This window comes from Staphylococcus piscifermentans, from assembly GCF_900186985.1.
Classification (GTDB): Bacteria; Bacillota; Bacilli; order Staphylococcales; family Staphylococcaceae; genus Staphylococcus; species Staphylococcus piscifermentans.
This window is the reverse complement of record NZ_LT906447.1, coordinates 2,484,972-2,508,712: the sequence shown is the minus strand read 5'-3', so window position 1 is coordinate 2,508,712 and position 23,741 is coordinate 2,484,972. Positions and strand designations below refer to the sequence as shown.

At 41.0% G+C, this 23,741-nt stretch carries 18 protein-coding genes, 3 rRNA genes and 1 other RNA gene; 20 read left to right on the top strand and 2 right to left on the bottom strand.

Going from position 1 to position 23,741, the window contains the following annotated elements; translation table 11 throughout:
* Window positions 1–5: 5 nt before the first annotated feature.
* Window positions 6–273: signal recognition particle sRNA large type (ffs, locus tag CKV71_RS11815), an RNA gene on the top strand.
* A gap of 227 nt (window positions 274–500) precedes the next feature.
* Here ffs and CKV71_RS11810 read toward each other — a convergent pair.
* Entirely contained in the window at window positions 501–1,403 is a 903-nt protein-coding gene (locus tag CKV71_RS11810) for a LysR family transcriptional regulator (protein WP_095106990.1), read from the bottom strand.
* A 130-nt stretch (window positions 1,404–1,533) separates the two neighbouring features.
* Here CKV71_RS11810 and CKV71_RS11805 point away from each other — a divergent pair, with 130 nt between their 5' ends.
* Entirely contained in the window at window positions 1,534–2,715 is a 1,182-nt protein-coding gene (locus CKV71_RS11805) for an MFS transporter (RefSeq protein WP_095106989.1), read from the top strand.
* Between the two features lie 38 nt (window positions 2,716–2,753).
* Here CKV71_RS11805 and CKV71_RS11800 read toward each other — a convergent pair whose 3' ends face one another.
* Window positions 2,754–2,969 carry a hypothetical protein gene (locus CKV71_RS11800; RefSeq protein WP_095106987.1) on the bottom strand — a complete coding sequence of 72 codons (216 nt, stop codon included), beginning with the start codon at window positions 2,967–2,969 and terminating at the stop codon, window positions 2,754–2,756.
* 212 nt (window positions 2,970–3,181) lie between these two features.
* On the opposite strand from CKV71_RS11800, the gene CKV71_RS11795 reads away from it, so the two are divergent.
* The 18 genes from CKV71_RS11795 to metG all read left to right on the top strand — a co-directional run bounded on the left by CKV71_RS11795 (window position 3,182) and on the right by metG (window position 23,733).
* Window positions 3,182–3,706 carry a GNAT family N-acetyltransferase gene (locus tag CKV71_RS11795; RefSeq protein ID WP_095106985.1) on the top strand — a complete coding sequence of 175 codons (525 nt, stop codon included), beginning with the start codon at window positions 3,182–3,184 and terminating at the stop codon, window positions 3,704–3,706.
* A 105-nt stretch (window positions 3,707–3,811) separates the two neighbouring features.
* Complete coding sequence (gene dnaX, locus CKV71_RS11790) at window positions 3,812–5,539, top strand: DNA polymerase III subunit gamma/tau (RefSeq protein WP_373865625.1); 1,728 nt, start codon at window positions 3,812–3,814, stop codon at window positions 5,537–5,539.
* A 200-nt stretch (window positions 5,540–5,739) separates the two neighbouring features.
* A complete protein-coding gene (locus CKV71_RS11785; protein ID WP_012664148.1) occupies window positions 5,740–6,057 on the top strand; it encodes a YbaB/EbfC family nucleoid-associated protein in 318 nt (105 codons plus the stop codon).
* A gap of 6 nt (window positions 6,058–6,063) precedes the next feature.
* Entirely contained in the window at window positions 6,064–6,660 is a 597-nt protein-coding gene (gene recR, locus CKV71_RS11780; RefSeq protein ID WP_095106981.1) for a recombination mediator RecR, read from the top strand.
* A 510-nt stretch (window positions 6,661–7,170) separates the two neighbouring features.
* A 16S ribosomal RNA gene (locus CKV71_RS11775) occupies window positions 7,171–8,722 on the top strand.
* Between the two features lie 243 nt (window positions 8,723–8,965).
* Window positions 8,966–11,890, top strand: a 23S ribosomal RNA gene (locus tag CKV71_RS11770).
* Window positions 11,891–11,958: 68 nt separating this feature from the next.
* A 5S ribosomal RNA gene (rrf, locus tag CKV71_RS11765) occupies window positions 11,959–12,073 on the top strand.
* The 16S, 23S and 5S rRNA genes sit together here, the layout of an rRNA operon.
* 105 nt (window positions 12,074–12,178) lie before the next feature.
* On the top strand, window positions 12,179–13,528 hold the full coding sequence (locus CKV71_RS11760) for an aminotransferase class V-fold PLP-dependent enzyme (protein WP_095106979.1): 1,350 nt from the start codon (window positions 12,179–12,181) through the stop codon (window positions 13,526–13,528).
* 1 nt (window position 13,529) lies between these two features.
* A complete protein-coding gene (gene tmk / locus CKV71_RS11755) occupies window positions 13,530–14,147 on the top strand; it encodes a dTMP kinase (protein WP_095106977.1) in 618 nt (205 codons plus the stop codon).
* A gap of 198 nt (window positions 14,148–14,345) precedes the next feature.
* Entirely contained in the window at window positions 14,346–14,675 is a 330-nt protein-coding gene (locus tag CKV71_RS11750; protein ID WP_012664152.1) for a cyclic di-AMP receptor DarA, read from the top strand.
* A gap of 173 nt (window positions 14,676–14,848) precedes the next feature.
* Complete coding sequence (locus tag CKV71_RS11745) at window positions 14,849–15,775, top strand: DNA polymerase III subunit (RefSeq protein WP_095106975.1); 927 nt, start codon at window positions 14,849–14,851, stop codon at window positions 15,773–15,775.
* Window positions 15,776–16,582 carry a PSP1 domain-containing protein gene (locus CKV71_RS11740; protein ID WP_095106973.1) on the top strand — a complete coding sequence of 269 codons (807 nt, stop codon included), beginning with the start codon at window positions 15,776–15,778 and terminating at the stop codon, window positions 16,580–16,582.
* 14 nt (window positions 16,583–16,596) lie between these two features.
* Window positions 16,597–16,986 carry a DNA replication initiation control protein YabA gene (yabA, locus tag CKV71_RS11735; RefSeq protein ID WP_095106971.1) on the top strand — a complete coding sequence of 130 codons (390 nt, stop codon included), beginning with the start codon at window positions 16,597–16,599 and terminating at the stop codon, window positions 16,984–16,986.
* Window positions 16,987–17,130: 144 nt separating this feature from the next.
* Complete coding sequence (locus CKV71_RS11730) at window positions 17,131–17,859, top strand: tRNA1(Val) (adenine(37)-N6)-methyltransferase (RefSeq protein WP_095106969.1); 729 nt, start codon at window positions 17,131–17,133, stop codon at window positions 17,857–17,859.
* Complete coding sequence (locus CKV71_RS11725) at window positions 17,849–18,109, top strand: GIY-YIG nuclease family protein (RefSeq protein ID WP_095106967.1); 261 nt, start codon at window positions 17,849–17,851, stop codon at window positions 18,107–18,109. The genes CKV71_RS11730 and CKV71_RS11725 overlap by 11 nt, the downstream gene beginning before the upstream one ends.
* Window positions 18,106–18,945, top strand: coding sequence for a 16S rRNA (cytidine(1402)-2'-O)-methyltransferase (rsmI, locus tag CKV71_RS11720; RefSeq protein WP_095106965.1), 840 nt, complete (start codon window positions 18,106–18,108; stop codon window positions 18,943–18,945). Before CKV71_RS11725 ends, rsmI begins: the two co-directional genes overlap by 4 nt.
* Before the next feature lie 174 nt (window positions 18,946–19,119).
* Window positions 19,120–21,291: a YSIRK-targeted triacylglycerol lipase gene (lip, locus tag CKV71_RS11715; RefSeq protein WP_095106963.1), complete on the top strand. Its 2,172-nt coding sequence runs from the start codon at window positions 19,120–19,122 to the stop codon at window positions 21,289–21,291.
* Window positions 21,292–21,729: 438 nt separating this feature from the next.
* Window positions 21,730–23,733 carry a methionine--tRNA ligase gene (gene metG, locus CKV71_RS11710; protein ID WP_095106961.1) on the top strand — a complete coding sequence of 668 codons (2,004 nt, stop codon included), beginning with the start codon at window positions 21,730–21,732 and terminating at the stop codon, window positions 23,731–23,733.
* Window positions 23,734–23,741 lie beyond the last annotated feature (8 nt).

Genomic DNA, 23,741 nt, shown 5'->3' with positions numbered 1-23,741 from the left:
TCTTGCCGTGCTAGGTGGGGAGGTAGCGGTTCCCTGTTCTCGAAATCCGCTTATGCGAGACTGAATACTTTGCCTAGGGTGTGTACTTGTGAAGTCTGCCCAAAGCACGAGGTGTTTGAAGATTTCGGTCCTATGCAATATGAACCCATGAATCATGTCAGGTCCTGACGGAAGCAGCATTAAGTGGATTCTCATATGTGCCGTAGGGTAGCCGAGATTTAGCTGTCGACTTTGGTAACGTTCATGATACACATTCGAAGCAAAGTTGCGCGGTATTTTTATATTCATTTTTATACATAGAAGCGAAGTGGGAAATTGAGGGAGCGCAACCCTTGATTTCCTTTTTTAATGCGAAGATTTATGGGCGGGTTGGTGAATAGTTAGGGAATCTAGACACAAGTTTTTGAGAAGTGTCCAGAAAGCACCCGAATCTAGACACAAGTTTTTGAGAAGTGTCTAGAAAACGCCAAACTTAGCACTCTGCCTCCCAGCTTTTACATCTACCTATCCGCAGCTTCCGCTAAATAATTCTTGAATTCTGCAATCAGTTTATCTTTATCAGAGTGTTGCAGGTGCAGTACGCCAAACTCAATCATTTGATTAAAAGGGGCGCCAATCGGTACAGTAGTAATCATATTGCGCTGATAAAAGGGCGTGTTTTGCACCATCAAGTCAGACAAGATACTGATTCCGAGTCCTTCAGCTACAGAGTTGAATAACACGCCGACATTATCGGTAGAAAATAACAAATTGATAGGACCATTGGCCGCTTCAAACTTCTGAATATTTTTCTTATAAAAAGTACGATCATACAAGATAAAAGGGAAAGATTTGATATCCTCTAAGGATAATTTTTTCAAATAAGCCAGTTTTGAATCTTTCGGAACAATTGCAGTGAAGGCACTTGAAAATAACGGCGTATATTGTGTGTCTGCTACCTCTAAGTCATCCTCGCTCAGTATTGAATACAAGCCGATATCCGCTTCTCCCGCGGCCACTAACTGTTTAATCTCATCGTTTTCAGCTTCTACGATATGCACCTCTATATTAGGGTTATCTTTTTTAAAAGCTGACAGCACGCCAGGGACAATCGTCATGAACAAACTAGGAATCGTCGCAATTGATAGCGAGCCTTCCATTTCAGCATTCAAGGATTGAATCTTATCATATAACAGCGTTTCTTGATCGATTAAATCCATCATAATAGGAAATATTTGGCGACCTTGCTCTGTCAAAGTCGTCCCGCTTTTTTGACGTTTGAATAGTTGAATATCTAATTCTGTTTCTAAATTTGAAATCGATTGGCTAAGAGCAGATTGCGTAATATGCAGAAGATGAGCAGCTTTCGTGATAGAACCGGTCTCATGTATCGTTTTGACATGATGTAGTTGAATAAAGTTCAATTGTTTTATCCTTTCATTACATAAGTATCTCTAATGTATTCATTAATAATCTCCATTATACATTAGTATTGTTTATCAATATACTAGAGATATTAAATTAATAGAAATCATTAAAGGGAGCGCGAAATGTATGTATCGCAATTTATGGACGAAAGATTTTATTTTCATTACCATCATCAACTTCCTCATGTATATTATTCATTACGCTTTAATCGTTACAGTTACCGCATTTACGATTAATACTTTTCATGCGAATGAAACGATGGGCGGTCTAGCAGCAGGTATATTTATCATTGGTATGCTGTTTGGACGTTTATTTACTGGGAAATATATTGATCGTTTAAATCTGAAGAAAACACTCTTCTTCGGTTTGATTTTCTCATTTGTAGCAATCGGCTTGTATTTCTTAATACACAGCTTGCTAGTCTTAATGATTGTGCGTTTGATACACGGAATCGCATTCGGCATGTCCTCCACCACTACCGGGACATATTCTTCTACCATTGTTCCCGATGACCGCAAAGGCGAGGGCATAGGTTACTACGCACTCAGTACGACGGTCGCATCCGCAATAGGTCCCTTTTTAGGCATCTTAATCAATCAGAAGTTAAACTTCCAAAGCAACTTTATTGTCTGCTTGATCTGCATCGTGTTAGCGGCAATTCTCGCGCTGTTTATCTCAAATATCAGACAACCTTCTGTGCAAAAGGAAGAACAGAAAGGAGCACAGCCTAAAGGATTGGCACAATTTTTCCAAAAACAAGCAGTACCGATTTCTATTGTAATCGTATTTGTGGGAATCGCTTACTCTAGCGTGCTGGCATTCTTGGATTCCTACGCAGCACATATCGGACTTGCGGCGGCAGCCAGCTTCTTCTTTGTCGTTTATGCCTTAAGTACCTTTATTGTACGTCCGATAACAGGCAAAGTATTCGATAACTATGGCGCCAATAAAGTCGTTTATCCTACACTGGTAATCTTCGTAATTGGATTGGCATTATTAGCAGTCGCACATACAAGTTGGGTGCTCTTAATCTCAGCCATTTTCATCGGCATTGGTTACGGCACTTTGATTCCATCCTTCCAAACCATTGCGCTGCAAGCCTCTCCTCCAGAAAAAATAGGGCTGGCAACTTCAACATTCTATATCTTTGCTGACTTAGGTGCGGGAGCAGGACCGACAATACTCGGAATTGTCATTGGCAGTTTCGGTTATCGCAACCTTTATTTTGCTATGGCCGTATTGTTAATTCTGGTCATCGGACTCTACTATCTCTTGCATGGACGTAAACAACGCAAAATGGAATATTAAATATGAAAGAAGCTAGGACAAAATAACGTCCTAGCTTCTTAAATTCGATATTCACTTTGTAATTCACGCTTGCGCAATTTGTCTTTTTGTATTTCTTTTTTATCTTTGAAGTGCAGACCGAATGCTAAGAAAAGGACACCACAGACAAATCCTGGAATAATCATCCAAACATTATGCATTGTGGCGAAACTCGCTAGGCACAACACCATAAACACTATCCCTAAAGTAGTATAAGTTTTATTTTTGATTATCATTTCGGTCGCCTCCTTAGCTGACTTGATTGTTTTTAATGGATTTAAATACTTTACCCTATTTTTTAACAATAAATTTACAAAATTTACATTTGTTGATAAAAGTCTAAAGGGTTTAAGGAAAGAATGCAAGAACAGAACCTTAATCATAAGCGAAAACTACAAATTGCGTTATAATGAACCTAATACTTTGCCCAATTCAATGGAGGGATTTTATGCAAATCTTACTAGGAACTGTGACAGAGAACGACTACGCGATTATCGCGCACTTGAAAGACAAGAAAGACAGCGAAGGTTTATTCGAAGGAGAATATTACGAAGACAGTCTGCGCAGATTGAGACGCATTCCAACCTACAACCCAGACTTCGAAATGATAGCACGCACAGATGAAGACGAAATCGTAGGTCATATACTTTTAATGGAAGAAATGATCGTGAACGGAGAAGACTTGCAACATCCGCTGATGATTAAATCCCTTTCGGTAAAAGAAGACTTTAGAGAGTACGGCATCGGTAAAGCGCTGGTTGAAGCCGCAGAGAGCCGGGCTAAAGAAGCGGGCTACAATGAAATTATAGTAGAAGGGGAGCCTGAATATTTTCAGTCTTTAGGATTTAAACCCCTTTCAGAGTGTGCAGTAGAAGTACCAGACAATGAAGATATCAATCAATTCAGTATCATATTATTATGGGAGAGTTTGGATACCTGCCCACAAGGCAAGTTGATTTTAGAGAATATCTAATAGATATAAATTGTATCATCGCGTTCAGTTAACTTGGCATGCTATAATAATGATGATTTGTATTCGGAGGTGCGAAAGTAAGTGAACTATCAAGCTTTATATAGAATGTACCGACCTCAAAGTTTCGATGATGTGGTCGGTCAAGAGCATGTAACCAAGACGCTCCGTAATGCTATTGCTAAAGGCAAACAATCGCATGCATACATCTTCAGCGGTCCAAGAGGGACAGGGAAGACTAGTATTGCGAAGGTTTTTGCGAAAGCCATTAATTGCCCTAATAGTGTAGACGGAGAACCCTGTAATGAATGTGATATCTGTAGGAGTATTACACAAGGTTCCAATTCAGATGTCATTGAAATCGATGCGGCGAGCAATAATGGGGTCGACGAAATTAGAAATATCCGTGATAAAGTGAAATACGCACCATCGCAATCAAAATATAAAGTCTACATTATAGATGAGGTTCATATGCTGACAACAGGTGCATTCAATGCCTTGTTGAAAACCCTAGAAGAACCACCAGCACACGCCATCTTTATTCTGGCGACTACAGAGCCTCATAAGATTCCTCCTACTATTATTTCAAGAGCGCAACGTTTTGATTTTAAAGCCATTGGTTTAGAGCAAATTATCGAGCGTTTACGTTATGTAGCAGAATCGCAGCATATTGAGTACGACGAAGAAGCAATTGCTTTCATTGCAAAAGCTTCTGAAGGCGGCATGCGTGATGCATTAAGTATCATGGACCAAGCTATTGCATTCGGCGATGAACATTTAACCTTGCAAGATGCCTTGAATGTGACTGGTAGCGTAGATGAAGCTTCATTAAATGCCTTGTTGAATGATGTAGCCCATGGCCAAGTCAAAGATGCCTTTGCGCGCTACCATCAATTTATCGCTGAAGGTAAAGAAGTGAATCGTTTAATTAATGATTTGATTTATTTTGTACGCGATACCATTATGAATAAAACAGCACAGCGAGAAACAGAATATGGCGCTTTGATGGCGTTTGATTTAGATACGCTATATAAAATGATTGATTTAATCAATGATACATTAGTATCTGTGCGTTTCAGCGTAAATCAGAATGTACACTTTGAAGTGCTGTTGGTCAAAATGGCCGAGTTGATTAAAGAAGATAATGCGCCTGTAGCGAACCCAGATATGCATTCTGCTAATGCACATCAAGCATCGGCTGAACCCCAACCTGTTCAGCAAAATAACGATGTGAACAGTGCGTTACTTCAACGCTTGGAACACTTAGAACAAGAGTTGAATGCATTGAAACAACATGGTGTGACGACGACTAATACTCCGCCTAAACAAAAAAGTAATTCACGCGGACGTCGCAGAAGTAAGAACTCTTATTCTATGACGCAAATTGCAAAAGTGCTAGATAATGCGAATAAAGAAGATATCAAGCTTTTGAAGAATCACTGGCAAGAAGTCATTGATCACGCTAAAAATCACAATCAAAAAGCATTGGTCAGCTTATTACAGAATTCTATTCCAGTAGCTGCAAGCGAAAAAAGCGTGTTAGTGCAATTTGAAGCGGAAATTCATTGTGAAATTGTGAATGACGATGATGAAAAACGCGGCAGCTTAGAAGAAGTTGTACGTAACATCATCAATAAAAATGTTTCGGTAGTAGGTGTGCCAGCAGACCAATGGTTGCAAGTACGTTCTGAATACATCAAGAACCGTAAAAGAGGCGGAAACAATCAAGCAGGAGAAGACGCTAACGAACCAGAGCAGCCCAAAGAAGTGGATATTGTGCAAAAAGCTAAAGACATGTTTGGCGAAGAGACCGTTCACCTTACAGATGAAGATTAATATTGTCGAAAGAGACTATGTCGATATGTTATAATTCACTATATCAATACTGATGTGAAATAAAGTGAGACGAGTTTCTACTATATAATAGTAAACTAATATTATTATGAAAGAAGAACAACTCTAAAGAATAAATATTTTCATATCAGCAGACTTAAGAACAATAAATTACAAACAAAGAATCAAGGAGGAAATATATTATGCGCGGTGGCGGAAATATGCAACAAATGATGAAACAAATGCAAAAAATGCAAAAGAAAATGGCTGAAGAGCAAGAAAAATTAAAAGATGAAAAAGTAGAAGGTTCAGCAGGCGGCGGTATGGTTAAAGTTGTTGTAACTGGCCATAAAGAAGTAGTAGACGTAGTGATTGACGAAGAAGCAGTTGATCCAGACGATGTTGAAATGCTTCAAGACTTAGTGTTAGCAGCTACAAACGAAGCGATGAACAAAGCAGATGAATTAACATCAGAACGTTTAGGCAAACACACTAAAGGCTTGAACATTCCTGGAATGTGATAACTGATGCATTATCCTGAACCGATTTCGAAACTCATAGATAGTTTCATGAAATTGCCAGGCATTGGGCCAAAGACGGCACAACGTCTGGCTTTTCATGTATTAGATATGCAAGAAGATGACGTCGTACAATTTGCGAAAGCTTTAGTAGATGTGAAACGTGAATTGACGTATTGCAGTGTATGCGGACATATTACAGAAGAAGATCCATGTTATATCTGCCAAGATAAACAGCGTGACCGCTCCGTAATCTGTGTAGTTGAAGATGATAAAGATGTAATAGCTATGGAAAAGATGCGCGAATATAAAGGCTTATATCATGTCTTACATGGTGCAATTTCGCCAATGGATGGGATTGGACCAGAAGATATCAATATTCCTTCATTAATAGAACGCTTAAAAGATGATGAAGTAAAAGAGTTGATTCTCGCAATGAATCCAAATCTAGAAGGTGAATCGACAGCAATGTATATTTCTAGACTTGTTAAACCGATAGGGATTAAAGTTACACGCTTAGCACAAGGTTTATCGGTTGGCGGCGATCTAGAATATGCAGACGAAGTTACATTATCGCGTGCTATAGAGGGCAGAACTGAGATGTAAAAGCAAGTAACAGTAAGGTATATAAACTGTAAAACACACAGTTTGATACTTTGCTGTTATTTTTTTAAATTTCTTCAAAAAAATTAAAGTTTGGTTTTTGAAGGGTTAAAAGAGGGTATATTAAATGAATGCGCTCACATTAACGTGATAAAGCGAACTTTATTACAAGTGTATTGTTAAAAGTCCGTTAAATCAAGTGTATCAAGGCTTCTAAAGCTATATAGTGTAATTTTTATGGGTTGCAAAAAACTTTGAAACCCTGTATAGTTAGTAACTGTTGAAAGGACGAAACAAACTCTTCAATAAATCTTCACAAAATTAATCTTAAAAAACTTTTAAAAAGTCCTTGACTTTAAGTTTTGAAAAGAGTATAATTAATTCTTGTGAGTCAGAAAAAATGAACATTGAAAACTGAATGACAATATGTCAACGTTAATTCCAATTAACAAACGTCTTGGACGTTTTAAAACAAATTAGTTTTTTATGAGCTAGTCAAACAAATCATAAACTTTTATGGAGAGTTTGATCCTGGCTCAGGATGAACGCTGGCGGCGTGCCTAATACATGCAAGTCGAGCGAACAGACGAGGAGCTTGCTCCTCTGACGTTAGCGGCGGACGGGTGAGTAACACGTGGGTAACCTACCTATAAGACTGGAATAACTCCGGGAAACCGGGGCTAATGCCGGATAATATGCGGAACCGCATGGTTCCGCAATGAAAGATGGTTTTGCTGTCACTTATAGATGGACCCGCGCCGTATTAGCTAGTTGGTAAGGTAACGGCTTACCAAGGCAACGATACGTAGCCGACCTGAGAGGGTGATCGGCCACACTGGAACTGAGACACGGTCCAGACTCCTACGGGAGGCAGCAGTAGGGAATCTTCCGCAATGGGCGAAAGCCTGACGGAGCAACGCCGCGTGAGTGATGAAGGTCTTCGGATCGTAAAACTCTGTTATTAGGGAAGAATAAGTGCGTAGGTAACTATGCGCACCTTGACGGTACCTAATCAGAAAGCCACGGCTAACTACGTGCCAGCAGCCGCGGTAATACGTAGGTGGCAAGCGTTATCCGGAATTATTGGGCGTAAAGCGCGCGTAGGCGGTTTTTTAAGTCTGATGTGAAAGCCCACGGCTCAACCGTGGAGGGTCATTGGAAACTGGAAAACTTGAGTGCAGAAGAGGAAAGTGGAATTCCATGTGTAGCGGTGAAATGCGCAGAGATATGGAGGAACACCAGTGGCGAAGGCGACTTTCTGGTCTGCAACTGACGCTGATGTGCGAAAGCGTGGGGATCAAACAGGATTAGATACCCTGGTAGTCCACGCCGTAAACGATGAGTGCTAAGTGTTAGGGGGTTTCCGCCCCTTAGTGCTGCAGCTAACGCATTAAGCACTCCGCCTGGGGAGTACGGCCGCAAGGCTGAAACTCAAAGGAATTGACGGGGACCCGCACAAGCGGTGGAGCATGTGGTTTAATTCGAAGCAACGCGAAGAACCTTACCAAATCTTGACATCCTTTGACCGCTCTAGAGATAGAGTCTTCCCCTTCGGGGGACAAAGTGACAGGTGGTGCATGGTTGTCGTCAGCTCGTGTCGTGAGATGTTGGGTTAAGTCCCGCAACGAGCGCAACCCTTAAGCTTAGTTGCCAGCATTAAGTTGGGCACTCTAAGTTGACTGCCGGTGACAAACCGGAGGAAGGTGGGGATGACGTCAAATCATCATGCCCCTTATGATTTGGGCTACACACGTGCTACAATGGACAGTACAAAGGGCAGCGAAACCGCGAGGTCAAGCAAATCCCATAAAGCTGTTCTCAGTTCGGATTGTAGTCTGCAACTCGACTACATGAAGCTGGAATCGCTAGTAATCGTAGATCAGCATGCTACGGTGAATACGTTCCCGGGTCTTGTACACACCGCCCGTCACACCACGAGAGTTCGTAACACCCGAAGCCGGTGGAGTAACCTTTTAGGAGCTAGCCGTCGAAGGTGGGACGAATGATTGGGGTGAAGTCGTAACAAGGTAGCCGTATCGGAAGGTGCGGCTGGATCACCTCCTTTCTAAGGATATATACGGAACAGTTTCAACAGAAACTGACGGAATAACGTGACATATTGTATTCAGTTTTGAATGCTCATCCGAGTATTCATGATTGTACATTGAAAACTAGATAAGTAAGTAAAAATAGATTTTACCAAGCAAAACCGAGTGAATTAGAGTTTTAAAAGCTTTATTCATTTAAATGAATCGCTAGTAATCGATTTGCCTACGGCAAAGAAGATTACTCACATAATTAATAACGTGATTAAGTTATTAAGGGCGCACGGTGGATGCCTTGGCACTAGAAGCTGATGAAGGACGTTACTAACGACGATATGCTTTGGGTAGCTGTAAGTAAGCGTTGATCCAGAGATTTCCGAATGGGGGAACCCAGCACAAGTTATGTTGTGTTATCGACATGTGAATACATAGCATGTCCGAAGGCAGACGCGGAGAACTGAAACATCTTAGTACCCGCAGGAAGAGAAAGAAAACTCGATTCCCTGAGTAGCGGCGAGCGAAACGGGAAGAGCCCAAACCAATGAGCTTGCTCATTGGGGTTGTAGGACACTCTACACGGAGTTACAAAAGAATTGATTAGACGAATCGTACTGGAAAGTCGAACCAGAGAAGGTAAGAGTCCTGTAGTCGAAAGTCAATTCTCTCCTGAGTGGATCCTGAGTACGACGGAGCACGTGAAATTCCGTCGGAATCCGGGAGGACCATCTCCCAAGGCTAAATACTCTCTAGTGACCGATAGTGAACCAGTACCGTGAGGGAAAGGTGAAAAGTACCCCGGAAGGGGAGTGAAAGAGAACTTGAAACCGTGTGCTTACAAGTAGTCAGAGCCCGTTAATGGGTGATGGCGTGCCTTTTGTAGAATGAACCGGCGAGTTACGATCTGATGCAAGGTTAAGCAGCGAATGCGGAGCCGCAGCGAAAGCGAGTCTGAACAGGGCGTTGAGTATTTGGTCGTAGACCCGAAACCAGGTGATCTACCCTTGGTCAGGTTGAAGTTCAGGTAACACTGAATGGAGGACCGAACCGACTTACGTTGAAAAGTGAGCGGATGAACTGAGGGTAGCGGAGAAATTCCAATCGAACCTGGAGATAGCTGGTTCTCTCCGAAATAGCTTTAGGGCTAGCCTCAAGTGATGATTGTTGGAGGTAGAGCACTGTTTGGACGAGGGGCCCCTCTCGGGTTACCGAATTCAGACAAACTCCGAATGCCAATCAATTTAACTTGGGAGTCAGAACGTGGGTGATAAGGTCCATGTTCGAAAGGGAAACAGCCCAGACCACCAGCTAAGGTCCCAAAATATATGTTAAGTGGCAAAGGATGTGGTATTGCCCAGACAACTAGGATGTTGGCTTAGAAGCAGCCATCATTTAAAGAGTGCGTAATAGCTCACTAGTCGAGTGACACTGCGCCGAAAATGTACCGGGGCTAAACATATTACCGAAGCTGTGGACTGTCCTTCGGACAGTGGTAGGAGAGCGTTCTAAGGGCGTCGAAGCATGATCGCAAGGACATGTGGAGCGCTTAGAAGTGAGAATGCCGGTGTGAGTAGCGAAAGATGGGTGAGAATCCCATCCACCGATTGACTAAGGTTTCCAGAGGAAGGCTCGTCCGCTCTGGGTTAGTCGGGTCCTAAGCCGAGGCCGACAGGCGTAGGCGATGGATAACAGGTTGATATTCCTGTACCGCCAATAATCGTTTTAAGCGATGGGGGGACACAGTAGGATAGGCGAAGCGTGCTGTTGGAGTGCACGTCCAAGCAGTAAGACTGAATGGTAGGCAAATCCGCCATTCATAAGGTCAAGCTGTGATGGGGAGAGGAAACATGTTTTCCTCGAGTCGTTGATTTCACACTGTCGAGAAAAGCCTCTAGCTAGAGATTTGGCGCCCGTACCGCAAACCGACACAGGTAGTCAAGATGAGAATTCTAAGGTGAGCGAGAGAACTCTCGTTAAGGAACTCGGCAAAATGACCCCGTAACTTCGGGAGAAGGGGTGCTCTTTAGGGTTCACGCTCTGAAGAGCCGCAGTGAATAGGCCCAAGCGACTGTTTATCAAAAACACAGGTCTCTGCTAAACCGTAAGGTGATGTATAGGGGCTGACGCCTGCCCGGTGCTGGAAGGTTAAGAGGAGTGGTTAGCTTCTGCGAAGCTACGAATCGAAGCCCCAGTAAACGGCGGCCGTAACTATAACGGTCCTAAGGTAGCGAAATTCCTTGTCGGGTAAGTTCCGACCCGCACGAAAGGCGTAACGATTTGGGCACTGTCTCAACGAGAGACTCGGTGAAATCATAGTACCTGTGAAGATGCAGGTTACCCGCGACAGGACGGAAAGACCCCGTGGAGCTTTACTGTAGCCTGATATTGAAATTCGGCACAGCTTGTACAGGATAGGTAGGAGCCTTGGAAACGTGAGCGCCAGCTTACGTGGAGGCGTTGGTGGGATACTACCCTAGCTGTGTTGGATTTCTAACCCGCGCCATTGATCATGGCGGGAGACAGTGTCAGGCGGGCAGTTTGACTGGGGCGGTCGCCTCCTAAAGTGTAACGGAGGCGCTCAAAGGTTCCCTCAGAATGGTTGGAAATCATTCATAGAGTGTAAAGGCATAAGGGAGCTTGACTGCGAGACCTACAAGTCGAGCAGGGTCGAAAGACGGACTTAGTGATCCGGTGGTTCCGCATGGAAGGGCCATCGCTCAACGGATAAAAGCTACCCCGGGGATAACAGGCTTATCTCCCCCAAGAGTTCACATCGACGGGGAGGTTTGGCACCTCGATGTCGGCTCATCGCATCCTGGGGCTGTAGTCGGTCCCAAGGGTTGGGCTGTTCGCCCATTAAAGCGGTACGCGAGCTGGGTTCAGAACGTCGTGAGACAGTTCGGTCCCTATCCGTCGTGGGCGCAGGAAATTTGAGAGGAGCTGTCCTTAGTACGAGAGGACCGGGATGGACATACCTCTGGTGTACCAGTTGTCGTGCCAACGGCATCGCTGGGTAGCTATGTATGGACGGGATAAGTGCTGAAAGCATCTAAGCATGAAGCCCCCCTCAAGATGAGATTTCCCAACTTCGGTTATAAGATCCCTCAAAGATGATGAGGTTAATAGGTTCGGGGTGGAAGCATAGCGATATGTGGAGCTGACGAATACTAATCGATCGAAGACTTAATCCAATTTCAAGTTTTGATTGGTAAATTGATTTTACTTACTATCTAGTTTTGAATGTATAAGCATTCTATTGTCTGGTGACAATGGCAAAGAGGTCACACCTGTTCCCATGCCGAACACAGAAGTTAAGCTCTTTAGCGCCGATGGTAGTCGGACTTACGTTCCGCAAGAGTAGGACGTTGCCAGGCAGTGCGAGACCCATTAGGGTCTCTTTTTTTTATACTTTTTTCTCTTAGCCCGTGTATTATTCTATGTTAGAATGAAAGTAATCTTTAGAAAAGGACGCAAGACTCATGAAGTTGCCATTAAACCATCAATTGAAAGCATTTTTAGATAAGACTCCTATTTCCTTTCATGTTCCAGGTCATAAGAATATGACTATCGGTGACTTGAAGCAAATAGGCTTAGATATGGATATAACGGAAATTACTGATTTTGATGATTTGCATCATCCGGAAGAAGTACTAAAAGAAAGCATGCAGCAATTAACTAAACATCCAGATTATGAGGCGTATTATTTAGTCAATGGCACTACTTCAGGTATTTTATCGGTTATTCAAGCTGCTGCACAAAGTTCCGATTCTATATTGATGAGTCGCAATGTACATAAATCTGTATTTCATGGTTTAGATTTAAGTACACAAGCTGCTCAAATTATGCCAATGGAAATGAGTAAGCAAACTAAGCACTATCGTGCTCCTGATATATCCGAAGCAGAAAATACGATGACAGACCATAGTCTTGCTATTGTGACCTATCCTAACTATTATGGAGAAACTTTTGATGTTCAACGTTTTATACAATCCAGTCATAAGCACCATATTCCAGTTCTCATCGATGAAGCGCATGGTGCCCATTTTGGATTAGAGGGTTTTCCAGTTTCTTCATTAGAATATCAAGCAGATTATGTAGTGCAGTCTTACCATAAAACATTGCCCGCATTTACTATGAGTTCTGTAATTTTTATACATAAAGATGCACCCTATCAAGCACAGGTCAAACAGTATTTGACTTATTTCCAATCATCCAGTCCTTCTTATCTGCTAATGGCGGGGCTTGAACGTGCACAGGCATTTTATCAAAATTACAACAGCACTCTTTTTTTCAAAAAAAGAAAGGTTTTAATGACCGATTTAAGAAGTAGAGGATTCTTGGTAGGAGAAATGGATGACCCGCTCAAGTTAACCTTAAAATATCCTGGACATTCAGGGTATGAAGTCCAAACCTGGTTAGAAGAACAAGATATTTATGTGGAATTAGCTGATGATTATCAAACCTTATTGGTATTGCCGTTATGGCATGAAGATGATACGTTTCCATTTGAATTATTGCAAGAACGCATCAAACAAATAGTGTTGCCTGAGATGCCATCATCAAATTACATAGACCAAGAGAATCTCTTGCCTACCGAGATGGGACACTATCAACCATTGCATTTGAAAAGTACGATTGAAGTAGAATTACAAAAAGCTGTCGGTAAACGACTCGGACAGCATTTGGTACCTTATCCGCCAGGCATCCCAGTTTATTTTAAAGGGGAAGAGGTAACTGATAATGTCGTCCAGAATGTAGAAAGCTGGATAGCTCAAGGAATTAGGGTAGAAGGATTAAAAGATAACAAAATTAGAATTGAGGATAATTAAAATGGCCGCATTTATTACATTTGAAGGACCAGAAGGATCAGGGAAAACCACTGTTTTACAACAAGTGTCAGAACGTTTAGCTAAAGAATTTGAAGTATTGAAAACGCGTGAGCCTGGAGGGGTTCCGGCAGCTGAACAAATTCGTGAAATTTTATTGGAAGGTGAAGCAGTAGATGACCGCACCGAAGCGTTGCTCTTTGCGGCATCCCGTCGTGAACATCTTGTTGAAAAAGTATTGCCTGCATTAAAAGCAGGCAAAATCGTACTGTGTGATCGCTATATTGACAGTTCACTAGCTTATCAAGGATTTGCACGTGGCATTGGTGTAGATGAAGTACGGGCTATCAATGAATTTGCGATTAACGGTCTATACCCTGATTTAACGATTTATTTAGATATTACGGCTGAGACTGGGCGTCAACGTATTGAAAGCAATGCTAGAAACATGAATCGTTTAGATCATGAGAGTATTGCCTTTCATCAACGGGTAATTAAAGGATACAAAGATTTAATCGCACAAGAACCGAATCGTTTTAAAGTGATTGATGCAAATCAAGAATTAGAAACAGTTGTAGAGGCTACATATAGCGCTATCAAAGAATTCCTGAATAAACAATAAACAGATGGATAAGGTATTGCACGCCATCGTATACTCGTAGTATAATTTGATAAATATTTGTTATATTCAACTCTGTTTTTATCCTTAAAGGCGTTCGGTCATTCAACCTGAAATTTTAAGACAACAGACGAATTCTCTTAAGATTCTAAACAAGCTGTGCCATCAGATATGCTATAATATTACAAAGAGGTGTTAGTTATGAAAATGGTAATTGCAATTGTTCAAGACCAAGATAGTCAAGAATTGTCTGACCAACTCGTAAAAAATAACTTCCGAGCGACGAAACTCGCTACAACAGGTGGATTTTTACGTGCAGGGAATACCACATTCCTTTGTGGTGTAGATGATGATAAAGTTGATGATTTACTAAGCGTTATTAATAAAACATGCGGTAATAGAGAACAGCTTGTATCACCTATTACACCAATGGGCGGCAGCGCAGACTCATACATCCCTTATCCAGTGGAAGTTGAAGTCGGCGGTGCAACAGTATTTGTAATGCCTGTTGATGCATTCCACCGATTTTAATAATTCAATATAATGAGTGAGAAAGTGAAGATAGGAGTTTATGACTCTGTAATCTCATCACTTTTTATGAATAGCGGGGGTCGGGACAAGTATGTAATCGGGTTTTGTAAGATACAAATCCTTGATTGACACGAGTTCCAGCCCCTTTTCATTACGTAAAAGGAGTTAAATGAATGGATGAATTATCAAGATTGACGAAAGCTTATCAATCTGGGAAACTTTCGCATGCCTACTTATTTGAAGGCGATGATGGCCAAACAATGCAACAAACTGCAATGGCATTTGCGAAATTAATTTTATGCAATGACAATGAAATATGCCAAGCGAAAGTTGATGAAATGAATCATCCGGACTTTAGATATGTTTCGACTGAAGAAACTAATATAAAGAAAGAAAAAATCGAAGCACTCGTGCATGCGATGAATCAGCTTCCAGTTGAGGGATCATTTAAAGTATATATTATTGATAGTTTTGAAAAGCTGACAGTGCAAGGTGAAAATAGTATCTTGAAATTTTTAGAAGAACCTCCAGAGAATACGATTGCAATTTTACTTTCTACTAAGCCAGAGCAAATCTTAAGTACTATTCATTCACGTTGCCAGCATGTCTACTTCAAACCCATGTCTCAAACGCTTTTAATCGAACGTCTGGAAGAACAAGCGATTTCTAAACCTATTGCAGAAATGCTCAGTACATATACAACACAAATAGAAGAAGCGCGTAACTTAAACGAAGAATATGATTTAGCGGCTTTAAGAAAGAATATTGTAAACTGGTGTCAACTATTACTTTCTAATAGAGCAATGGCACTGATTGCTTTAGTTGATTTAATGAAATCAGCTAAAAATAAAAAGCTGCAGCAACTGACACTGTCTGCTGTGAATGCTTTTTTCCAAGATATCATGCATGAAAAGGCTGAAACTTCGGGACACTTGGTTTTTTCGGAAATGGAAACAGATATTAAACATTATGCAGAGCACTTAAGTTATGCTCAATTAACGCATATGTATGATCATATAACGGAAGCACATAAGAAACTGACGCAGAATGTGAATCCGATGCTTGTATTTGAACAAATTGTAATTAAAGGGGTGGACTAAATGCCACAGGTTATAGGCGTACAATTTCAAAAGGCTGGGAAACTTGAATATTACGCACCCGTTCAAAATATTGCACTTTGTTGTGGTGACAGAGTAGTAGTAGAATCAAAACGAGGAGTGGAAATCGGAGCGGTTAAAGATGGCGCATTAGATGTAGAGGCAGAAGATGTTACCTTACCTCTGAAACCGATTATCCGTGTTGCCACTGAACAAGATTTAGAAAAGCATGCTTGCAATGAAGCAGAGGCAGAAGCAGCCATGCAATTTTGTAAAGAAGCAATTGAACAATTAGGACTGGACATGCGTTTAGTCAATTGTGAATATACATTAGACCAATCGAAAGTGATATTTAACTTTACTGCAGATGACCGTATAGATTTTAGAAAACTGGTTAAAATATTAGCCTCACGTTTAAGAACACGTATTGAATTACGCCAAATCGGCGTGCGCGATGAAGCCAAATTGTTAGGTGGAATCGGCCCATGCGGACGCTCTTTATGCTGTTCTACATTTTTAGGAGACTTTGAACCGGTTTCTATTAAAATGGCGAAAGACCAAAATTTATCTTTAAATCCAACTAAGATTTCTGGTGCTTGCGGTCGTTTAATGTGCTGTTTAAAATATGAAAATGATTATTATGAGGCAGCGCGTGAACAATTGCCGGATGTAGGAACTAAGATTGAAACGCCCGATGGAAAAGGAATTGTTGTGGGTCTTAATATGTTAGACATTTCAATGCAAGTTAAAGTGGATGGTCTGGAACAACCTTTAGAATATTCGGTTGAAGATTTAGAAGAGATATATTAAGGAGGCCCAATGCATTGGATCGCAGAGATTTAATGGAAAGACTCATGCGTCTTGAAAGCAACGTTCAAAATTTGTATCAAGAAATGGCTGAGTTAAAAACAATTGCTATGGAACTTGTCGAAGAGAACGTAGCATTAGAAGTAGAAAATAATCATCTGAAACGCTTGATCGGCCGCTCAGAAGAACATGAAGGCCGTTCAGAGACAGAAGACCGAAATGGCGCATCAGAATTCAAAGAAGAAACAGAAACGCATCCTCATAAAAAACATCGAGTGAGCAGTAAAGAAAATTTAGCGATTCTCTATCAAGAAGGTTTCCATATCTGCAAAGGAGACCTGTTCGGCAAGCATCGCCATGGGGAAGATTGCTTGTTTTGTTTACAAACTTTAGAGGAACAATCCTAATTTGTGGCGCGTTTCTTCTATAATATAACTAATTTAGAATAATATGTTGCAAGAGAATTATTCTTTCTAAGAGCGGGATATCGAAACTTACTTTAAGGTTTCAATCTCGCTCTCTATACATACTCAGGAAGGTAGAGATGAATCATGTTGCGAGATAATGAACGCTTGGACTGTCTCCTAAAAGAAAACTTAGAAATTATTCAGAATGATGAAGTTTTTTCTTTTTCTACAGATGCATTGCTGCTTGGACATTTTACCCACTTGCGTAAAAACGACAAGGTAATGGACTTGTGCTCTGGAAATGGCGTAATTCCTTTATTATTATCCTATAAAGGTCAGCAACCGATTGATGCCATTGAAATACAACCGCAACTTGTCGATATGGCAAAGCGCAGTATTTTGCATAATCACTTAACGGATCGCATTCATATGTATGAAATGGATTTAAAGGAGGTACGCCAGAACTTTACGCCTTCACAATATACGGTAGTTACGTGCAATCCGCCGTATTTCAAAACTACGCAGATGCATCAGCATCAAAAGGAAGCACATAAAATTGCCCGACACGAGGTATTATGTACTTTAGAAGATTGTGTGGAAGCGGCACGCCATTTATTGAAACAAGGCGGAAGATTAATGATGGTACATCGCGCAGAACGGTTAATGGATGTGTTATCTGCTTATCGAGCAGCACGGATAGAGCCTAAGCGTCTGACGCTGGTCTACAGTAAGCAAAACAAGGACGCCCATGCAATTATTGTAGAAGGACGCAAAGACGGCAAAGCAGGATTAGAGATTCAACCTCCCTTTTATATGTATCAAGGCCATGGTGAATATACACCGGAAATGAGAGCGATTTATTATGGAGACTAAACATTTTATTTATATTGTGAGATGTCGTGACGGCAGTCTGTATACAGGGTATACCAATGATATACCTGCACGGGTGGAAAAGCATAATTCTGGAAAAGGGGCGAAATATACGAAAACGCGCCGACCTGTAACACTCGTGTATCAAGAAACCTATGAAACGAAATCCGAAGCGATGAAACGTGAATATCAAATTAAAACATTGACTAGAATACAGAAACTACAACTCATTGAAAGGGGCATTCATTCATGACAGGCACACTTTATTTAGTCGGAACACCTATCGGAAACTTAGCGGATATTACGTACCGTGCAGTCGACACTTTAAAACAAGTCGATTTAATTGCTTGTGAAGATACGCGGGTAACGAAGAAGTTATGTAATCACTATGAGATTCATGTTCCCTTGAAATCGTATCATGAACACAATAAAGATCAGCAAACTGAACCTTTAGTGCACACTTTATTAGAAGGGCAAGATATTGCGTTAGTTTCAGATGCCGGCTTACCCTTAATCAGCGATCCTGGATATGAGTTAGTAGTGAGTGCGCGTGAAGCTGATATCACAGTGGTACCTATCCCTGGTCCGAATGCAGGTCTGACGGCATTAATGGCAAGTGGGCTCCCTTCTTTCGTTTATACTTTCTTAGGCTTTCTTCCCAGAAAAAATAAAGAAAAAGTCGCTGTGTTGGAAAAAAGAATGTTTGAAAGTTCAACTTTGATTGTGTATGAATCTCCTTACCGTGTCGCGGATACTTTAAAGGCGATTGAAATGGTGGATGCGGAACGCCCTGTGACTTTGGGACGTGAATTGACGAAAAAATTTGAGCAGATTCAGACGGCTTCGGTTTCGGATTTAGCAGCAGCGGTTGAGCAAGGAGAGGTGCCTTTGAAAGGTGAGTTTGTTATTTTGATTGAAGGTGCAGAAGCGACTGCTGAAACGCAATGGTTTGAGGAGTTGGATATTCCTGAACATGTCGACCATTATATACGCCAAGAGATGAGACCGAAAAAGGCGATTAAACAAGTGGCAGAAGACAGAGGTATGAAAACTGGTGAAGTGTATGATATATACCATCAAATCAGATAGTTTTAATAAGATTTAGATAAAAATATTTTTGTTTTTGTAAACTTTTATATAAAAGTAGATATATGAAATTAAACTGTGCTATTTTATAGATACACAGTTTTTTTCTTGAAATAAATGGGATAGCGTTAATTATTTTTCTTTAGTGAGAGACACCGAAGATAGGAGACATCTAAAATGAAGAGAAATAATAGTACAAGAAACAGATATGCAATTCGTAAATATACAGTGGGTGCTGCGTCTGCACTTGTAGCGACAGTGGCTTTCTTAACGGCAGGAAATAGCGCAAATGCGGCAGAGCAAACTGCAGAGATGGGAGAGAAAGTGACGTCTCAACCACATGCACAGACTGAAGTTGAGCTGCAGCCTACATCGTCGACACACAATAATCAATCTTCTGCAAACCAACAAGCGTCAACTCAGGTAAATGCGCAAGAGGAGGTTGCGACAAAGGTACCGGAACCTGCTTCTACTTCTACTGCGGAGGCGCCAGCACCTAAGATAAATCCTGCCCCGAAATCGTTTGAAGAAGATTACAGGCCATCTGAAACGATGCAAAAATCTACTGATGAACAACCGCAAACTGAATTACAGCCAGCGACACAACAGAACGATAAGAAGCAAGAAACGGATTCCACTGAAAGGGTAACGAACCAAACTACACAGCAAAGCCAAGTTTCGCCAGCAGCTGAAACTCCAGCACAAAATCAAATCTCTGAAAAAAGTACACCAGTTGAAAAGGCTGGAGCACAAGAAGAGTCGGTGGCTACAGAGAATAAAACCCAAAATGTTAAACCTGCTGCACTAAAAGAATCGAAAAACCAAGAAAATACAGTTGCTCCACCTATAGAAAAAATTAATGATGAATCAACGCAAGTGAATAAAGTGCCTGCACCAACACCACCTATTAAAGAAGTCTCACCTCAGACAACAACCGATTCATCCGACAATATCTCTTCAGTTTCAGTGACTGATAAAAAGAAGGAAGCGGTTGATAAGGAGCAGACCCCTGTGAAGGAAACACCTCAGACAAAGCCGCATGTAACTACAACTTCTGCCCCGGGGCTCCCTACAGAAACAAAACAACCTAATGAGAAGAAATCACCGAAGTTATCAACACCCCAGGCGGCAAATACAAATAACCGAACGCAACAACAATCCTCTGCAACTCCATCTGCTGTAAGTGGAACAAAAGCTGAACAAGCCCAAGCGGTTAATAAATATCCAGTTATATTTGTGCATGGCTTCATGGGATTTGTAGGTGACATCAAACCTGATTTATACCCTAATTACTGGGGTGGCGACAAATATCGTGTAGTTGATGGATTGAGAGAAAAAGGATATAAAGCTTATGAAGCTAGTGTCGGTGCTTTCAGCAGCAACTATGATCGTGCAGTAGAACTTTATTATTATATTAAAGGCGGCACTGTGGATTATGGAGCAGCACATGCTGAGAAATATGGACATGCACGTTATGGCCGTACTTATGAAGGTGTGTTTAAAGAGTGGCAGCCAGGTCAGAAAGTACATTTAGTCGGACATAGCATGGGCGGTCAGACGATCCGTTTAATGGAGCACTTCTTACGCTTCGGCAATCAAGATGAAATTGAATATCAACGTGCGCATGGAGGTACTATTTCACCGCTATTTGAAGGCGGCCAAGATAATATGATTTCTTCTATTACCACTCTAGGCACACCGCATAACGGTTCAGCTGCAGCAGATCGTGTCGGCAATCAACAGGCTTTCAAAGATATCGTATATGCACTTGGACGTATGGGCGGCGGTAAACTTGCAAATATTGATTTTGGTTTTGAAAAATGGGGCTTTAAACAAGAAGCGAATGAATTTTATATTGATTATATGAAGCGTGTCTCAGAGAGTGCATTATGGAAAACGGACGATAATGCCATGTATGATTTAACTTCCAAAGGTTCTGAAGAACTGAATAAAAATACGCCATTAAATCCGAATATTACTTATACCACTTATACTGGATTAGCAAGCCATGAAGGTCTTACAGGTAATTATGTATCAGATGTTGGGCAATTCTTCCTGTTCGATACCACGAGTCGAATTATCGGCAGCGAGCCGAATAAGGCAGTACGTCCTAATGATGGTATTGTGTCTGTAGTGTCATCGCTCTATCCGACAGGACAAGCATTTACAGACTTTACTGATGGTTTGAAAAAAGGGATTTGGCAAGTGACACCAGTTATGAAAGGTTGGGATCACTTAGATTTCGTAGGGTTAGATGCTTTGGATTTCAAACATACAGGCATAGAACTGCAGCAGTTTTATGCGGGACTGATTCATAATATGATGAAAGTGGAAGAAGCGGAAGTTTAAAGGAATAGACAATTAATGCAGAGAGACATCGTTGTCGAGAGATGACGGTGTTTTTTTATATAGAGGAGGAAAGAAACAGATTCTATTGTTTTTTGAAAGCTGTCTTTCGATTTAATCGGTTCATAAACAATAATTTTATAAGCTTTTTTATACTTGTTTATCTTTTCCGAGATTCAGAGGAATAGAATCTTTTCGAATTTCCGCAAGATTCTATTCCTTTTCATATGCACCGCTCTCTAGAATTGTTACAATTAAACTGTATGACTTAATAATGTGAGATACAAATACAACTTATTTTTTGCAAATTAACAAAGCACAGATTGCGCAAGACAAATGTTACTTAGATACTCGAAGTACTAAGGTTGAAGCGGTCTCTGCATTGAAATAAGGACGAAATTTAGATATATTAAATAAGTAAGATACAAGGAGGAGCAAGGAATGGCGAAAGATACATTTTATATCACAACACCTATTTATTACCCAAGTGGTAAATTACACATTGGACATGCCTATTCAACTGTAGCAGGCGACGTAATTGCGCGCTACAAACGCATGCAAGGCTATGATGTACGTTATTTGACTGGTACAGATGAACATGGCCAAAAAATTCAAGAAAAAGCGCATAAAGCAGGCGTAAGCGAATTAGAGTATCTGGATGAAATGATTTCAGGTATTAAATCTTTATGGGAAAAATTAGAGATTTCAAATGATGATTTCATCAGAACGACTGAAAAACGCCATGAAGAAGTGGTGGCTAAAGTATTCGAACGTTTGCTGGAACAAGGCGATATTTATCTTGGCGAATATGAAGGTTGGTACTCAGTACCAGACGAAACTTACTATACAGAATCTCAATTAGATGAACCGGTTTATGATGATAATGGTAAAATTATCGGCGGTAAAAGTCCAGATTCCGGTCATGAAGTAGAACTTGTTAAAGAAGAAAGTTACTTCTTCAATATTTCTAAATATGCAGATCGCTTATTAGCATTCTATGATGAGAATCCTGAGTTCATTCAACCTCCTTCTCGTAAAAATGAAATGATTAATAACTTTATCAAACCTGGTTTAACAGACTTGGCAGTATCTCGTACAACATTTGATTGGGGCGTACAAGTGCCTTCAAATCCTAAACACGTGGTTTATGTATGGATTGATGCCTTAGTAAACTATATTTCTGCCTTAGGTTATTTATCTGAGGACGACAGTTTATTTAAAAAATATTGGCCAGCAGATTTACACTTGATGGCGAAAGAAATCGTACGTTTCCACTCTATCGTATGGCCGATTTTGTTAATGGCATTAGACTTGCCGCTCCCAAAACGTGTCTTCGCACACGGTTGGATTTTAATGAAAGACGGTAAAATGAGTAAATCTAAAGGCAACGTTGTAGACCCTAACGTACTGATTGACCGTTATGGCTTAGATGCTACACGTTACTACTTGATGCGTGAATTGCCATTCGGTTCTGATGGTGTCTTCACACCAGAAGCTTTCGTAGACCGTACTAACTTTGACCTTGCCAATGACTTAGGCAACCTAGTGAACCGTACGATTGCGATGATTAATAAATACTTCGACGGTGAATTGCCGGCATACGAAGGCCCTAAACACGAATTAGATGCTGAAATGGAACAATTCGCTCTAGATACTGTTAAAGAATACCATGAAAATATGGAAAACTTGCAGTTCTCAGTAGCGCTCTCAACAGTCTGGAAATTCATCAGTCGTACTAATAAATATATTGATGAAACTACACCTTGGGTACTCGCTAAAGATGACAGTCAAAGAGCCATGCTTGGTAATGTGATGGCACACTTAGTGGAAAATATCCGCTTCGCAACAGTATTGTTACGTCCATTCATCACACACGCACCACGCCAAATCTTTGAGCAATTGAATATTAATAGCCCAGAACTCTTTGAATTCGACAGCTTGAACGAATATGGCGCGCTCACAGCACCGATTTCCGTGACTGAAAAGCCACAACCGATTTTCCCTCGTTTAGATACAGAGAAAGAAGTGGCATTCATTAAAGATTCTATGCAAGGCTCAGCTCCAAAAGCGGAAGCACCGGCAGAATCTGCTGAAGAAGAAAAAGAAACAACACCAGCTAAAGCACAAATTACGATTAAAGACTTTGATAAAGTTGAAATTAAAGCAGCTACGATTACAGATGCTGAAAATGTGAAGAAATCCGATAAACTCTTGAAAATTCAAGTTGATTTAGGCGAAGAACAACGTCAAATCGTTTCTGGTATTGCTAAATTCTACGAACCAGATGATATTATCGGTAAAAAAGTAGCTGTTGTTACTAACTTGAAACCTGCTAAGTTAATGGGGCGCAAGTCAGAAGGTATGATTCTGTCTGCTGAAAAAGATGGCGTCTTAACTTTAGTCAGCTTGCCGAATGCAATTCCGAACGGTGCAGTGATTAAATAAACAGAACA